General features: G+C 68.0%; 15 protein-coding genes and 1 pseudogene. 7 read left to right on the plus strand and 9 right to left on the minus strand.

All coding sequences use genetic code 11. The annotated features are described in order from the left end of the window. The first annotated feature begins 231 nt into the window (after nucleotides 1–231). The 3 genes from BST28156_RS09130 to BST28156_RS09140 all read left to right on the plus strand — a co-directional run bounded on the left by BST28156_RS09130 (nucleotide 232) and on the right by BST28156_RS09140 (nucleotide 3,155). The gene (locus BST28156_RS09130; RefSeq protein ID WP_174902003.1) at nucleotides 232–1,071 is read left to right on the plus strand and encodes a peptidoglycan DD-metalloendopeptidase family protein; all 840 of its coding nucleotides are present in this window, start codon (nucleotides 232–234) and stop codon (nucleotides 1,069–1,071) included. Nucleotides 1,072–1,276: 205 nt separating this feature from the next. Then, nucleotides 1,277–2,179 carry a class A beta-lactamase gene (gene bla / locus BST28156_RS09135; RefSeq protein ID WP_174902004.1) on the plus strand — a complete coding sequence of 301 codons (903 nt, stop codon included), beginning with the start codon at nucleotides 1,277–1,279 and terminating at the stop codon, nucleotides 2,177–2,179. A gap of 103 nt (nucleotides 2,180–2,282) precedes the next feature. After that, nucleotides 2,283–3,155, plus strand: a complete 873-nt coding sequence (locus BST28156_RS09140; protein ID WP_174902005.1) for a LysR substrate-binding domain-containing protein — start codon at nucleotides 2,283–2,285, stop codon at nucleotides 3,153–3,155. A gap of 45 nt (nucleotides 3,156–3,200) precedes the next feature. Here the strand turns inward: BST28156_RS09140 and BST28156_RS09145 are convergent, their stop codons facing one another. The 9 genes from BST28156_RS09145 to sapR form a co-directional block, all read right to left on the minus strand. After that, nucleotides 3,201–3,536: a type 1 fimbrial protein gene (locus BST28156_RS09145; RefSeq protein WP_174902006.1), complete on the minus strand. Its 336-nt coding sequence runs from the start codon at nucleotides 3,534–3,536 to the stop codon at nucleotides 3,201–3,203. A gap of 334 nt (nucleotides 3,537–3,870) precedes the next feature. Next, nucleotides 3,871–4,125: a GlsB/YeaQ/YmgE family stress response membrane protein gene (locus BST28156_RS09150; RefSeq protein ID WP_060237189.1), complete on the minus strand. Its 255-nt coding sequence runs from the start codon at nucleotides 4,123–4,125 to the stop codon at nucleotides 3,871–3,873. 123 nt (nucleotides 4,126–4,248) lie between these two features. Continuing rightward, on the minus strand, nucleotides 4,249–5,025 hold the full coding sequence (locus BST28156_RS09155) for an ABC transporter ATP-binding protein (protein ID WP_174902007.1): 777 nt from the start codon (nucleotides 5,023–5,025) through the stop codon (nucleotides 4,249–4,251). Next, nucleotides 5,022–5,933: an ABC transporter ATP-binding protein gene (locus BST28156_RS09160; protein ID WP_254596362.1), complete on the minus strand. Its 912-nt coding sequence runs from the start codon at nucleotides 5,931–5,933 to the stop codon at nucleotides 5,022–5,024. Before BST28156_RS09160 ends, BST28156_RS09155 begins: the two co-directional genes overlap by 4 nt. Before the next feature lies 1 nt (nucleotide 5,934). Continuing rightward, a complete protein-coding gene (gene nikC / locus BST28156_RS09165; RefSeq protein ID WP_060237200.1) occupies nucleotides 5,935–6,849 on the minus strand; it encodes a nickel transporter permease in 915 nt (304 codons plus the stop codon). A gap of 63 nt (nucleotides 6,850–6,912) precedes the next feature. Further along, entirely contained in the window at nucleotides 6,913–7,983 is a 1,071-nt protein-coding gene (locus BST28156_RS09170) for an ABC transporter permease (RefSeq protein ID WP_174902009.1), read from the minus strand. 10 nt (nucleotides 7,984–7,993) lie between these two features. Beyond that, nucleotides 7,994–9,595 carry an ABC transporter substrate-binding protein gene (locus BST28156_RS09175; protein ID WP_174902010.1) on the minus strand — a complete coding sequence of 534 codons (1,602 nt, stop codon included), beginning with the start codon at nucleotides 9,593–9,595 and terminating at the stop codon, nucleotides 7,994–7,996. A 47-nt stretch (nucleotides 9,596–9,642) separates the two neighbouring features. After that, nucleotides 9,643–10,206 carry a D-alanyl-D-alanine dipeptidase gene (gene ddpX, locus BST28156_RS09180; protein WP_174902011.1) on the minus strand — a complete coding sequence of 188 codons (564 nt, stop codon included), beginning with the start codon at nucleotides 10,204–10,206 and terminating at the stop codon, nucleotides 9,643–9,645. Nucleotides 10,207–10,230: 24 nt separating this feature from the next. Further along, complete coding sequence (gene sapR, locus BST28156_RS09185; RefSeq protein WP_174902012.1) at nucleotides 10,231–11,097, minus strand: sap1 transcriptional regulator SapR; 867 nt, start codon at nucleotides 11,095–11,097, stop codon at nucleotides 10,231–10,233. A 182-nt stretch (nucleotides 11,098–11,279) separates the two neighbouring features. Here sapR and BST28156_RS09190 point away from each other — a divergent pair, with 182 nt between their 5' ends. The 4 genes and pseudogenes from BST28156_RS09190 to BST28156_RS09205 all read left to right on the plus strand — a co-directional run bounded on the left by BST28156_RS09190 (nucleotide 11,280) and on the right by BST28156_RS09205 (nucleotide 14,672). Further along, the gene (locus BST28156_RS09190) at nucleotides 11,280–11,519 is read left to right on the plus strand and encodes a helix-turn-helix domain-containing protein (RefSeq protein ID WP_174902013.1); all 240 of its coding nucleotides are present in this window, start codon (nucleotides 11,280–11,282) and stop codon (nucleotides 11,517–11,519) included. A 3-nt stretch (nucleotides 11,520–11,522) separates the two neighbouring features. Continuing rightward, nucleotides 11,523–11,681 (plus strand): annotated as a pseudogene (locus BST28156_RS09195) (type II toxin-antitoxin system HipA family toxin); the annotation flags it as partial. Nucleotides 11,682–12,020: 339 nt separating this feature from the next. Further along, nucleotides 12,021–13,277, plus strand: coding sequence for an oxalate decarboxylase family bicupin (locus tag BST28156_RS09200; RefSeq protein ID WP_060237218.1), 1,257 nt, complete (start codon nucleotides 12,021–12,023; stop codon nucleotides 13,275–13,277). A gap of 87 nt (nucleotides 13,278–13,364) precedes the next feature. After that, nucleotides 13,365–14,672 carry an Nramp family divalent metal transporter gene (locus tag BST28156_RS09205; RefSeq protein ID WP_174902014.1) on the plus strand — a complete coding sequence of 436 codons (1,308 nt, stop codon included), beginning with the start codon at nucleotides 13,365–13,367 and terminating at the stop codon, nucleotides 14,670–14,672. Nucleotides 14,673–14,677 lie beyond the last annotated feature (5 nt).

A 14,677-nucleotide genomic window follows, 5' to 3' on the forward strand; every position in this document is an offset into this window, starting at 1 on the left:
CGGGGATCGATCCACGCTCAGGATCTATCGGAAAAAAAATCGCTCGCCGATGAGCGGAAAAAATGCCTGATTCGTGCGCGGACCCTGTCATATTTGCCTGATTCGATCGCGGAAAATCGCCCTCGACGCTTCGTTCGTGATCGTTTGTCATCATTGTTTGCATCCGGTTACACGTCGGCCGTTCCGTTTTTGAGATGCTTGAAAGATTGTCAAACCGGAGCCCGATCGACCATGGAAAAGCGCGAGATCAACCGCCACGCAGCTCGGCTGTCGAGCCTGCTCGCCGTGCTCGTGATGGCCGGTTGCGCAAGCACGCAGTCGCTTCCGCCGAGCGACACGCTCGCGGGGCAAGCGCCGCCGGCGAGACCGTCCGCACCCGCGCAACCGGCGGCCGCACCCGCCGCGCCTGCGCCGGCGCCGATCCTCGTCGCGCACGACTATGTCGTGAAGCGCGGCGACACGCTGACGGGCATCGCGAAGGCGAACGACTGCGGCGTCGACGACCTGCGCTTGTGGAACAAGCTCGGCGCGCGCAGCAAGCTGCGCATCGGGCAGACGCTGCGCATCGTCACGCAGGACACGCGGCAGCCGTCCGCCGCGCAAACGGCCGCGCCGGCCGCGACGAGCGATGCGACGACGGCGGGCCAGCCGGCCGAATCGACGGCGAGCGACCGGCAGGTCGTCCAGCAGACGAAGCGGCATGCGAGCGGCGTGGCGCTCGCGTGGCCCGCGCACGGCAAGATCGTCGAAGGGTTCCGGCCGGGGCAGAACCGCGGGATCCAGATCGCCGGCCGGGCGGGCGACCCGGTGCGCGCCGCGGCCGACGGACGCGTGATGTATGCGGGCACGGGCCTCAACGATTACGGCAGCCTGATCATCGTCCAGCACAACGCGGATTTCCTGACCGCCTATGCGCACAACCGCAAGCTGCTCGTGAAGACCGGCGACGTCGTCCATCAGGGCGACGAGATCGCCGAGATGGGCGACCTCGACAACTCGCGCGTCGCGCTGCTGTTCGAGGTGCGGCGCGACGGCAAGCCCGTCAATCCGCTGCCCTACCTGCCCGGCTAAAAGCGGGAACCGGCCCTTTGAGGGTGGAATGCAGGCACGGTCGCTGCTACGCTAGGGCCTGTTCACCTTGTCCGCGAGCGCGGGCCGACGGGCGTCTGCGAGGTGTGCGGCAAGCGCCGCGCGGGCCGGCCGTCGGCGTGAACGGGCGCGCGTCGCCGACGCGCGTTGCTCGATGCCACCGCTTCCGACCGAACACCATTCATCCATGGACCATTCCTCGACACGCCGCTCGCTGTTGCTCGCCGCCGTCGCCGCGCCGTTCGTCGCCGCGTGCGCGCCGGCTCCCGTCGCCGATCAAGGGCGCGTTCATGCTGCGCAATCCGACCTCGCCGCGCTCGAGAAAGCGTCGAACGGCCGGCTCGGCGTCGCCGCGCTCGACACGTCGAATGGCGCACGCGTCGCGCACCATGCACGCGAACGCTTTCCGCTGTGCGGCACGTACGCGGTCGTCGCGGCCGCCGCAGTGCTCGCGCGCGGTTCGCTCGACGCGACGCTGCTGCCGCGCCGCATCCTGTATCGCCGCTACGACGTCGTCGCCGGCTCGCCCGTCACGGAAAACCACGTCGACACCGGCATGACGATCGCGCAGCTGTGCGCGGCGATGCTGCAGGCCGGCGACAAGGGGGCGGGCAACCTGCTGATGGGCGTGCTCGGCGGCCCGCAGGCCGTCACGTCGTTCGCGCACGAAAGCGGCGACACGACGTTCCGCCTCGATCGCTGGGAGCCCGAGCTGAATGCGGCCGCGCCCGGCGACGAACGCGACACGTCGACGCCGGTCGCGATGGTCGACGCGCTGCAGCGGCTGCTGCTCGGCGACACGCTGCTGCGCGAGCCGCAACGCGCGCAGCTGATCGAATGGATGGTCGGCGGCGCGCGCGGCGCGGCCGGCATCGCCGCGGGCGTGCCGCCCGGCTGGCGCGTCGCCGACAAGTCCGGCACGGGCGGCTACGGCACGACGACCGACGTCGCGGTCGTATGGCCGCCGTCGCGCGCGCCGCTCGTGATGGCCGTGTCGTTTACGCAGCCGCGCGCCGATGCGGCCGCGCGTGCGGATGTCGTCGCGTCCGCCGCGCGCATCGCCGCGAACGCGCTCGCCGCGACGGCTTGAACGCCGGCGTCCGGCACCTCGCGCAAAGCCGGCGTTTGCCTTATCGTGTCGGTCAGCGCGCGCCGGTGCCGGCGCGCGATTCTTCCGCTCACTTCGCTTCGTCATGCGCCGACTTCCGCCCCTGCACGCGCTGCAGATCTTCTCGACGGTGGCCCGCCACCGCAGCTTCACGCGCGCGGCCGAGCAACTGTGCATCACGCAGGGCGCGGTCAGCCGGCAGATCCAGACGCTCGAGGCGCACTACGGTTTTCCGCTGTTCAGGCGGCATGCGAAGGGCCTCACGCTGACGGCCGAGGGCGAGCAGCTGCTGCCGGTGGTCAACGAGAGCTTCGCGCGGATCGAGGACATTTCGCTGAAGCTCACGCGGCAGCGCACCGATCTCGCGCTGAAGGTGCCGACCTGCGTGATGCGCTGGATGCTGCCGCGCATCATGCGGTTCCAGGGCGAGCATCCCGACCTGCATGTGCAGATCACGACCGCATGGCAGCACGTCGTCGATTTTTCGAGCGAGCCGTTCGATGCGGCGATCGTCTACGGCACCTCGCCGGGCGCGGGCGTGTTCGCGCTGCCGCTGTTCGACGAGCGGCTGACGCCGGTTTGCGCGCCGGAGCTGAGGCGGGCGTCGCCGCTCGACGCGCTCGGCGATCTCGCGCGCCACACGCTGCTGCATCCGACTCGCGACCACCGCGACTGGCGCGCATGGCTCGATCACGCGGGTGCGCGCACGGTCGACGCCGAGCGCGGGCCGACCTTCGACACGCTCGATCTGGCGACCAATGCGGCGATGCAGGGCTTCGGCGTCGCGATCGGCGACGTGACGCTGGTCGACGACGACGTCAGCGCGCGCCGGCTCGAACGGCCGTTCGACATCGTGCTCGAAACCGGCGCGCGCTACTTCTTCGTCTATCCGGAAAACAGCGGCAGCCAGCAGAAGATCCGCGCGTTCAGCGACTGGATCGCACGCCATCGCGACTGACGCGCGGGCGCGCCGAAGCGCTGCGCGACACGCGGCCGGCCGGCGTCACTGATACGTGACGACGGCGATCATCGGCGCGCGATTGCGTCCCGGACGGTCAGGTAAAACGATTGCGCGCGAAGCCTGAGTAAAGGTCGTGGTCCTGACCGCCTGCATGCTCGCCGCGTCGACGAACGCAATCTGTCCGGTCGCCGGGCGCGGGCAGTCGGCGCGCACGTGCGCGGGCGCGGCATCGGGGGCGTCGAGCGCGAACGAGCACGGCGGTTCGACGATCATGCCGGTGAAGTGGATGATGCCGGACGCGCCGGCGGCAAACGACGAGGATGTGCCCAGAAGCGAGGCAGCCAGCACGAACGAGGCGGCGATCAGACGATGCTTCATGACAGGCTCCAGAGAGGAAGCGCGTCGCAGCGGGGCCGCTCGAATGGCAGTCCGTCAACGCTGCGGTGCTGAATGCGTAAACGGCAAGTCCATCGAACCTCTTGAGCGAAAAATCCGAAATACCGGCAATAAGCAAACGATGTCGTGTTGCTTCAGACAATGTAGGCCGAATCTGCGCAACCGCAAGTCAGGGTATTGCCGGGTGGCATAGGCGCCCGGAACGGACGTCCGTCGGGATCGTTGCGCGGGCAACGGTCGGTTGCGATCCGGCAAAACAAAATGGCCGCTCACCGAGTGAGCGGCCATTTCTGCGCGGCGGCCGGAGAACCGGTTCTCAGCCCGCGCGCTTGCGCACCGCGCCGACGATCACCAGCAGCACGATCGCGCCGACGATCGACGCGATCCAGCCCGCGCCCTGGCCGGGCGCATACCAGCCGGCGGCGCGGCCGACGTAGCCCGCAACCAGCGAGCCGACGACGCCGAGCACGGTCGTCATCAGGATGCCCATCTTGTCGTCGCCGGGCTTGAGCGCACGGGCGAGGAGGCCGACGATGAATCCGACCACCAGCATTTCGATGAATTGCAGCATGAACGCCTCCCTGTCGATATCGCGTTGTTGACGGAAACGAATGGACTCGCGCGCAACGCAAGGGTTCCGCGCGGCGCGGCGGACAGCGGGCCGACTATCGCACGCCGCCGCGTCGGCAAGATGTCAGGCGGCCGGTGCGTCGGCGGCCGGCTCGAGCCGGCGGTAGCCTTCGGTCGCGCGCAGCAGCGTACGCGTGTAGTCGCGCGCGACCTGCCCGGCGCGCACGTCCTCGATCCGCAGCTGCTCGACGATCTCGCCGTGCTGCATCACCGCGACGCGCTGGCACAGGAAGCCGATCACCGCGAGATTGTGGCTGACGAGGATCATCGTCAGGTTGCGTTCGCGATGCAGGCGGCGCAGCAGATTCAGGATCTCGGCCTGCACCGACACGTCGAGCGCCGAGGTCGGTTCGTCGAGCAGCAGCACGCGCGGCTCGACGATCAGCGCGCGTGCGATCGCGACGCGCTGCCGCTGGCCGCCCGACAACTGGTGCGGATAGCGGAAGCGGAAGGTCGGGCCGAGGCCGACTTCGGCCAGCGCGCGGGCGATCCGCGCGTCGGCGTCGCCCATGCCGTGGATCGACAGCGGCTCGCGCAGCGTCTGGTCGACCGTGAAGCGCGGATGCAGCGAAGCGTACGGGTCCTGGAACACCATCTGCACGTGGCGGCGGAACGCGCGGTCGGGCGTGCCGCCGACCGGCCGTCCGTCGATCGACAGGCTGCCGGACGCGAGCGGCACGAGGCCGGTCAGCGCGCGCAGCAGCGTCGATTTGCCGGACCCCGATTCGCCGACGAGCCCGAACACCTCGCCGTCGCGCACCGCGAAGCTCGCGTCGCGCACGGCGTCGATGTGACCGGTGCGGCTCGGGAAACGGATCGAGACGTGGTCGATGTCGATCATCGTGCGGCCTCCTGCGGTGCGTGTGAGGTCGGCGCGGACGCAGCGGCGTCGAGCCACGCCGGGTCGCGCCGCAGCACCGGCAGTTCGTCGGGCGGGTTCGCGAGCGGCGGGTTGGCCGCGAGCAGCGCGCGCGTATAGGGATGCGTCGCGTGGCGCAGGTCGCGCGCGGCGCAGGTCTCGACGACGCGGCCCGCATACATCACCGCGACGCGATCGCAGAACGACGTCACGAGCGGCAGGTCGTGGCTGATGAACATCAGGCCCGTGTTGTGCCGCGCGATCATCGCGTCGAGCACCGCAAGCACCTGCATCGACACCGCGACGTCGAGTGCGGAGGTCGGCTCGTCGGCGATCAGCAGGCGCGGGCCGGTCGATACCATCATCGCGATCATCACGCGCTGGCCCATGCCGCCCGACAGTTCGTGCGGGTACGCATCGGCGACGCGCGCCGGGTCGCGGATCTGCACGGCCGCGAGCGCCTCGACGATCCGCTCGTGCAGCGCGCGGCCGCGCAGGCCCGGCTCGTGCAGCCGGAACGCCTCGCCCATCTGCTTTGCGACCGTCATCACCGGGTTCAGCGAATATTTCGGGTCCTGCAGGATCATGCCCATCTGGCTGCCGCACAGCCGCCGGCGCTCGCGCGGCGACAGCGCGAGCAGGTCGTGGCCGGCGAAGCGCATCGTGCGTGCGGACCAGTGCGCAGCGTCGGGCAGCAGGCCGAGCAGCGCGCGGCCCGTCAGCGACTTGCCGGAGCCCGATTCGCCGACGATGCCGAGCCGTTCTCCCGGCGCGAGCGTCAGCGACAGGTCGCGCACCGCGTCGGCGACGACGCCGTCGTGGCCGCGAAAGCCGATCTTCAGGCCGTCGATCTCGCACAGCGGCGCGGGGGCGTTGGAATTCGTCTGCATGTCAGGCTCCATGCCGCGGATCGAATACGTCGCGCAGCCCGTCGCCGAGCAGGTTGAACGCGAGGCTTACGAGCAGGATCGCCGCGCCGGGCAGCGTCGCGACCCACCATGCGTCGAGCAGCACGTTGCGGCCGGACGCGACCATGAAGCCCCATTCGGGGCTCGGCGGCTGCGCGCCGAGGCCGAGGAAGCCGAGCCCGGCGACGGTCAGGATGATGCCGGCCATGTCGAGCGTCGCGCGCACGATCACCGACGACATGCACAGCGGCACGATGTAGCGCAGCAGGATGCGCGGGCCCGACGCGCCCTGCAGCCGCGCGGCGTGGATATAGTCGGCCTGCGCGATGCGGATCGTCTCCGCGCGCGCGAGCCGCGCATACGCGGGCCACGCGGTGATCGAGATCGCGACGACCGCGTTGATCACGCCGGGCCCGAGCGCGGCCGCGAACGCGAGCGCCAGCACGATCTTCGGGAACGCGAGCGCGACGTCGGTGATGCGCATCAGCACGCTGTCGACGAACCCGCCGCAGTAGCCGGCCGTCGTGCCGATCAGCAGGCCGATCGGCACGACGATCACGACGACCAGCAGCGCGATGCCGAGCGTGAGGCGCGAGCCGCCGATCAGCCTCGACAGGATGTCGCGGCCGAGTTGGTCGGTGCCGAGCCAGTGCGACGGCGAGCCGGGCGGCAGCAGGCGATCGGACAGCACCTGGCGCAGCGGATCGTGCGGCATGATCAGCGGGCCGACGATCGCCACGGCGACCAGCGCGACGAGGATCGCGAGCCCGAACAGGTTCAGCGGGTTCGCGGCGAAGCGGCGCCAGCGGCGATACGCGAGGCCGAGCGCGGCCTGCGAACGCGAGACGGGCGCATCGGACAGCAGCCACGCGCGCAGCGTGAGACGCTCGGCATTCATGATTCGACGACCTTCGGCATGGACGGGAAAGCAGGTAGAGAAGCGGTCATGTCGACACGGCCCTTATCGCGCACGCGGATCGAACACGCGATACAGCGCATCGGTCAGCAGGTTGACGGTGATGAACATCGCGCCGATCACGAGCGTCGCGCCGAGCACGGCGTTCATGTCGGCATTGAGCAGCGCGCCCGTCAGGTACGAGCCGAGCCCCGGCCACGCGAACACGATTTCCGTGAGCACCGAGCCTTCGAGCAGGTTGCTGTAGGTGAGCGCGATCACGGTCAGCAGCGGCACCATGATGTTGCCGAATGCGTGCCGCCAGATCACGCGGCGCTCGGACAGCCCCTTCGCGCGCGCGGTGACGATGTACTCCTGGCTCAGCTGGTCGAGCATGAACGAGCGCGTCATCCGGCTCAGGTACGCGACCGAGTAGTAGCCGAGGATCGCGGCCGGCAGCGCGATATGCGACAGCGCGTTGCGCAGCACGTCCCATTCGCCGGCGAGCGCTGCATCGATCAGCAGGCTGCCCGTGCGCGGATCGACCATCCCGTCGTAGGCAGGGTCGATCCGGCCGGGACCGCCGACCCAGTGCAGCTTCGCGTAGAACAGCAGCAGCCCCATCAGCCCGAGCCAGAACACCGGCACGGAACTGCCGATCAGCCCGACGAAACGCGCGACGTGGTCGATCGGCCGGTTGTGCTTCACCGCGGCCACGACGCCGAGCGGCACGCCGACCGCGATGCCGATCAGCGTCGCGATCGTCGCCAGTTCCAGCGTGGCCGGAAATACGCGCTTGATATCGTCGAGCACCGGGTTCGCCGTCAGCAGCGAGATGCCGAAATTGCCGTGCAGCACGTCGCGCGCATAGATCAGGAACTGCGTCAGCAGCGGCTTGTCGAGCCCGAGCGCGATGCGCTCGGCCGCATAGGCGTCGGCCGACGCGCGATCGCCGAGGATCGCCAGCACCGGGTCGATCGGTACCTTGCGGCCGATCACGAAGGTCAGCGCGAGCAGCCCCGTGAACGTGACGGCGAGCGTGAGCGCCCAGCGCAGCACACGCAGCGCCCAGCGCACGGCCGGGCGCCGCGCGGGCAGCGTGCGCAGCGCTTCGAGGGAGGAGGCGGGAGTCGACATGCGGCGAATCTTATTGCTTCTTCAGGTTGCGGTACGACACGAGATCGTTGATCGGGCCGACCTCGAGTCCGCTGACGCCGGGCCGCGTCGCGACCTGCGCGACTTTCTCGAACATGATCACGAACGGCGAATGCGCGAGCACTTCCTTCTGCATCGCCTGGTACAGCTGCGCGCGTTTTGCGGCAGTCGGCTCGGCGAGCGCGGTGTCGGTTTCCTTCGTCAGTTGCGGGATATCCCAGCTATTGCGCCAGGCCAGCATTTTATAACTCGACTTGTCGGAATTGTCGGGGTTCCATGCAAAACCCTGCGCGTTGCTGTGCGGGTCGATGTAGTCGGCCGACCATTCGCCGATGTAGATGTCGTGCTGGCGTGCACGATATTTCGCGAGCGTCTGCTTGTTGTCGCCGGGGATCAACTGCACCTTGATGCCGGCCTGCGCGAAGTTCGCCTGCACGGCCTGCGCGATCTCCGTGTACGGATAGTCGTTGCGCACGTCCATCGTTACCGAAAAACCGTTCGGCACACCGGCCTTCGCGAGCAGCGCCTTTGCCTTCGCGACGTCGAGCTTGTACGGGTTCGTGTTCAGCGCGCCGAGAAAGCCTTCGGGCAGGAAGGTCTGGTGCACCTTGTAGGTCGTCTTCACGACGTTGTGCTGGATCCCCGCATAGTCGACCAGCCACTTCAGCGCTTCCTGCACGTCGGGCTTCGCGAGCGTCGGGTTCTTCGTGTTGAGGCCGAGGTAGAGCAGCGTCGCCTGCGGCGACGCGGTGACCTTCGCCTTGCCGGACTTCACGACGGCGGCGAGATCGTCGGGGCTCAGGTCGCGCGCCGCGTCGACGTCGCCGTTTTCCAGCAGCAGACGCTGGCTCGCGGCTTCGGGCACGTGGCGCAGCACAATGCGTTTCATCGCGAGCGGCAGCCGGTAGCCGTCGAAGCGCTGCAGCACGACGCTGTCGCCGGCCGTCCATTTGACGAGCTTGTAGCCGCCGGAGCCGGCCTCGTTGGTCTTCAGCCACGCGTTGCCGTAATCGTTGCCCTGCTGGTGCGACAGCAGCAGCTTCCGGTCGACCACCGACGCCGGCCACGCGCCGAGCACGTTCAGCACGAAGGTCGGCGCGTATTTGCGATCGGTCGTCACCGACACCGTCAGGTCGTCGATTTTCTTCACGTTCGCGGCCACGTTCGCCTTGGTCAGGCCGATGCCGGTCAGCACCGCGGCCGGCCCCTTGTCGAGCAGCACCGCGCGCTGGATCGACCATGCGACGTCGTCGGCCGTCAGCGGATTGCCCGAGTGGAACTTGAGGCCGGGCCGCAGCTTGAACGTGTAGGTCAGGCCGTCGGGGCTGACCGTCCACGACTGCGCGACGTCGCCGTTGAATTTCGACGGATCGCGCAGATCGACGCGCACGAGCCGGTCGTAGGTGTTCGCGACGTATTCCTCCGGCACCAGCTCGTAGATCTCGCCCGGATCGAGCGTCGTGAATTCGTCGAGCAGCGTCGCCATCACGAACATGTCTTTCGGCGTTTCCGCGTGCGCGGCGGCAAACGGCACGGCGGCGAGCACGGACGCGGCGGACAGTGCCGCGACGAGCCGGGAGGTCAGGACATTCATGGGGACTCCATCGGTTGTCGAACGTGAACGGAAAGGCGAAGCGTGCATCACATCAGGCGCCACGGGCCGCTCGCCGCGTTGTCGATCTGCGGCAGCGCGCGCGAGCCGGGCAATTCGTAGTGCCACCACTCGCTGTCGATGTGCGCGAAGCCGGCCGCGTGCATCACGCCGAGCAGCAGCAGGCGATTGCGTTGCACGGTGTCGGGCAGCCCCGCGTGGAAATGACCGGACGCGGCGACCATCTCGTCGAAGCCGGTGCCCATGTCGAGCGGCTCGCCGTTCGCGCCGACGAGCGTCAGGTCGAGCGCGGTGCCGCGGCTGTGATTCGAGCCGCGGCCGAGATCCGCGACGAAGTTCGGATCGGGCAGGAAGTCCCACAGCACCTGTTGCGCTTGCGGCGGCCGGTAGGCGTCGTAGATGCGCAGCGTGAGGCCCGCCTGCGCGGCGATCCCGACCGCGCGGCGCAGCGCGGCCTCGGCCGGTTCGAGCAGCAGGCAGTGCGCGCGGCGATAGATCGGCTTGCCGGTCAGGTTGCGGTCGGTCGCGTAGACGAGGTCGATGTCGACGCCGTGCGTGGCGGGCGTGATTTCGACGAGGCGGCGAGAGGTCATCGGCGGTTCGGTGGGCACGGGCATTCAGGATTCGAACTGGTCGAAGGTGTGCTGCAGTTCGCGGTTGCGTGCGACGCGCCGGTCGATCGCGGGGCCGAGGCGGTCGATCACGGCGCTGATCAGCAGGTTGAACAGGCAGGTGAGCGGCGCGAGCGAGTCCCAGAACTGTCCGACGTCGGTTTTCACCTGCAGCAGGTCGGCCGGCCATTCGCGCGCCCACGGGCAATAGAGGTCGGTGACCAGCGCGAACGGCTGGCCGTATCCGGCGGCGGCCTCGCAATAGCGGCGCGCGCTGCGCGAATACGCGCGCGTGTCGGTGACGACGCAGTACGGCCGCTCGAATCCGGAATTCAGCGAGTCGACGTACGAGCCCGACTGGCCGTCGGAATAGAACACGTGCGGGCGCACGTATTCGAGATAGCTGCTGAACGCATTGCTGATACCGCGCGTCGACTGGATACCGAGGATGAACACGGCGTCGGCGTGCGCGATGCGGTCGGCGACCTGCGCGAACACCGGGCCTTCGGCGAGCCGGTACACGTGGCGGATCGCATCGAGTTCGCGTTCGAGCGACGCCGCGAGCGCGCGTTCGGCGCCGGCCGACGGCGCGCCCGCGGTGCGGCGGTATTCGTCGAGCCGGTCGGTAATCATCCACGGGCGGTCGCTGCTGCCGCGCAGTTCGCGCTTCAGGTCGTCGAGGTTGCGATAGCCGACGCTGCGCAGGAAGCGTCCGACCGAGATGCCGCTGGTGCCGGCCTGCTGCGCGATCTGGTCGGCGGTCTCGAGCCCGAGCCGGTCGAGGTTCGCGAGCATGTAGCTCGCGATGCGCTTCGCGGTCGGCGTCAGTTCGGCAAAGCGGGCTTCGACGGTGCGGGCGAACGTGCAGGTCATCGGCTGTTAGAACGCTGTCGTCCTGGGATCGGATGTCACTCATCTAACAAAACCAAAATCATTCGCGCCAGAGGATAAAAACTATTGGTCGGCGCAGCTGATAGTGCGCGGATGGCGGGGAATGGAGCGGGATTTATTTGTGTTGCAATTAAGTCACGTGATTCTGTCCAGGAATCCGTGTCGTGAACCTCATCGTCAACACCCCCCAGTTGGGCGAAATCCTGTCGTCCGCGCGCCAGGCCAAGGGCATGACGCAGGTGGCCGAAGCCGCCGCCCGGGCCGGAATCAGCCAGCCGCGCCTGTCGGCGCTCGAAACCACGCGCACCGAGACCCTGTCGTTGAACCGGCTGCTTGCGTTGACCGCACTGTATGGCCTCGAACTCGGCGTTCGCACGAAGGGGGACAGCGGCGCGGAGTGGTAGGCGATGGGGCGCAAATCCGCGACGCGCGCGCTATCGATCTGGACCAACGGGCTGCGTGTCGGGACCTGGCGGATCCCGGTGCGCGGCGACATGGAACTGATCTACGACGCCGGCTGGAAGCAGTCTGCAATCGGGCGTGCGGCGTGCGTCCGGGTTTGCTTCATACGCTCAGTGATCCGAATCGATCGGCCGGCATCCCGCGTGGCGTGTTCCGATCGTTTCCATTGTCCTCATGCCAAGTTCGCGACATCGCGACTGCGTGTCGTCGCGCTTCCGCATCGATCCTCCGGCATCGCCGCCGCGGCGCCGTCGCGCGGCACCGCAACAATTACAAATTTAAAGGCGATCAGATTAAATCATTAAGTCAGGTTAATAATTCATTTAATTTTTCCGGCAATTTGACTTTTACTTGCGTAACGGGATGTTCGATTTTCGATTATTCGAAAAAAGACATGTGTTCCGTCACGGGAATTCGATCAATTGCAAGAATGGAGAAAAACCATGACCAATCTGTCTCGTCGCAAGATGCTCGCGAATACGGCCGGCGCGATCGCGGCGGCCGGTATTGCGGTATCGGCCAAGGCCGCGTCGTTCGGCAACCCCGACAGCCCGCCGGAAGGCGCGGTCAATGCGCTCAACCGCCAGAGCCTGACCGAGCCGGGGCCGAAAAACCCGGCATTGGCGAATCAATTTCCGTCCTTTCAGGATCCGCCGGCCACCGATATCAACGGAATGCCGTTATTCTGGGCGTCATTCAATAATGCCCATAAACGAATTCAAAATGGCGGATGGGCGCGCGAAGTCACGCAGGACGATTTTGCGATTTCCGAAACGATTTCAGGCGTGAACATGCGCCTGACGCGCGGCGGGATTCGCGAATTGCACTGGCACCAGCAGGCCGAGTGGGCCATCATGCTCGACGGCCGCTGCCGGGTCACGGTGCTCGACGAACTAGGGCGGCCGTCGGTGCAGGACGTGAAGACGGGCGATCTCTGGTATTTCCCGCCCGGCCTGCCGCATTCGCTGCAGGGCCTCGGCGCCGACGGCGCCGAATTCCTGCTCGCCTTCGATAACGGCCGCGCGTCGGAATTCAACACGCTGCTGCTGACCGACTGGGTCGCGCATACGCCGCCCGACGTGCTCGCGCTCAACTTCGGCGTGCCGGCCGACGCGTTCAGGAACATCCCGCTCGACAACCTGTGGATCTTCCAGGGCGACGAACCGGGGCCGCTTGCGGAGGCGCAGCGGGCGTCGGCTGCGTCGGCCGGGACGCCGCCGCATCCGTTCACCTTCTCGCTCGGCGACATGAAGCCGGTCCGCAAGACACGCGGCGGCGAAGTGCGGATCGCAGACAGCACCAACTTCAACGTGTCGAAGACCGTCGCGGCGGCGCTCGTCACCGTGCATCCGGGCGGCATGCGCGAGCTGCACTGGCATCCGAACGCGGACGAATGGCAGTACTACCTGCAGGGCGAAGCGCGGATGACCGTGTTCGACACCGGGCCGAAGGCGCAGACCGCCGACTTCCGCGCGGGCGATGTCGGCTACGTGAAGAAGAGCCTCGGACACTACGTGCAGAACACCGGCAAGACCGACCTGGTGTTCCTCGAGATCTTCAAGACCGACCGCTATGCGGAAGTGTCGCTGTCCGACTGGCTCGCGCATACGCCGCCGAAGCTCGTCGAAGCGCACCTGAAGGTCGCGCCGGAGGTGATCGCGCAGTTTCCGCGCAACCGTCCCGACGTCGTGCCGCTGTAACGCCGCCACCGCCGCGGCCGGCTGGCGGCATGCCGGCCGCGGCGCCCGTTTCCGCGCAAGCCGTTCCCATCTGAAAGGAACCCGACCATGCTTCCCGTCACGAGCAAAACCGCCGGCGGCTTCACGCTGCCGGGCCTGTCCACCGAGCACGTCAGCGGCGCGGCGCGCGCCGCGCTGGAAGGGCGGCACAGCGGCCTTGCCGCGCTGCTGCCGTTCGTCGGCCCGGCCGTGATCGCGTCGATCGGCTATATGGATCCCGGCAATTTCGCGACCAACATCCAGGCCGGCGCCGCATACGGCTACCGGTTGCTGTGGGTCGTGTTCGCCGCGAACGCGATCGCGATGCTGTTCCAGGCGATGTCGGCCAAGCTCGGCATCGTCACCGGCCGCAACCTGGCCGAGCTGTGCCGCGACCATTTCCCCGCGCCGGTGGTATGGGGCATGTGGATCGCGTCCGAGATCGCCGCGATGGCGACCGATCTCGCCGAATTCCTCGGCGGCGCGCTCGCGTTCGGGCTGCTGTGCCACCTGTCGCTGTTCGCGGGCATGATTGCGACGGCGCTCGCGACCTGCGCGATCCTCGCGCTCGAGAAGCGCGGCTTCCGGCCGCTCGAAGCCGCGATCGCGGCGCTGGTCGGCGTGATCGGCGCGTGCTACCTCGGCGAGCTGCTGATCGCGCCGCAGGACTGGCAGGCGGCCGCGTTCCACCTGGTGGTCCCGCAGATCCCGGATCACGCGGCGCTCGCGATCGCGGTCGGCATCATCGGCGCGACGATCATGCCGCACACGCTGTACCTGCATTCGGGTCTCACGCAGGACCGCACCGCGCCGCGCGACGACCTGGAGCGGCGGCGGCTCGTGCGCTTCTCGAACCGCGAGGTCGTCGTCGCGCTCGGGCTGGCCGGGTTCGTGAACATCGCGATGGTGATGATGGCGTCGTCGGCGTTCCACCTGAGCGCGCCGGGCATGACCGACATCGGCGACGCGTATCACACGCTGATCCCGGTGTTCGGGCCGGCGGCCGGCGTGCTGTTTCTCGTCGCGCTGCTGACGTCGGGCGTGTCGAGCTCGGTGGTCGGCACGATGGCCGGGCAGGTCGTGATGCAGGGCTTCATCCGGCGCCGCCTGTCGGTGTGGGTGCGGCGCGCGGTGACCATCGTGCCCGCGTTCGCGGTGGTCGCGCTCGGCTGCGACGTCACGCGCGCGATGGTCGCGAGCCAGGTCGTGCTGAGCTTCGTGCTGCCGATGCCGATGATCGCGCTGCTGATGCTGTCGGCGCGCCGCGACGTGATGGGCGCCTATGCGATGCGGATGCCGCTGCGGATCGTCGCCGGTGCGGCAACGATCCTGATCGTCGGATTGAACGCGTACCTGGTGTGGGCCGCGTTCAATTGAGCCGG

Source organism: Burkholderia pseudomultivorans (assembly GCF_902499075.1).
GTDB classification, from domain to species: domain Bacteria; phylum Pseudomonadota; class Gammaproteobacteria; order Burkholderiales; family Burkholderiaceae; genus Burkholderia; species Burkholderia pseudomultivorans.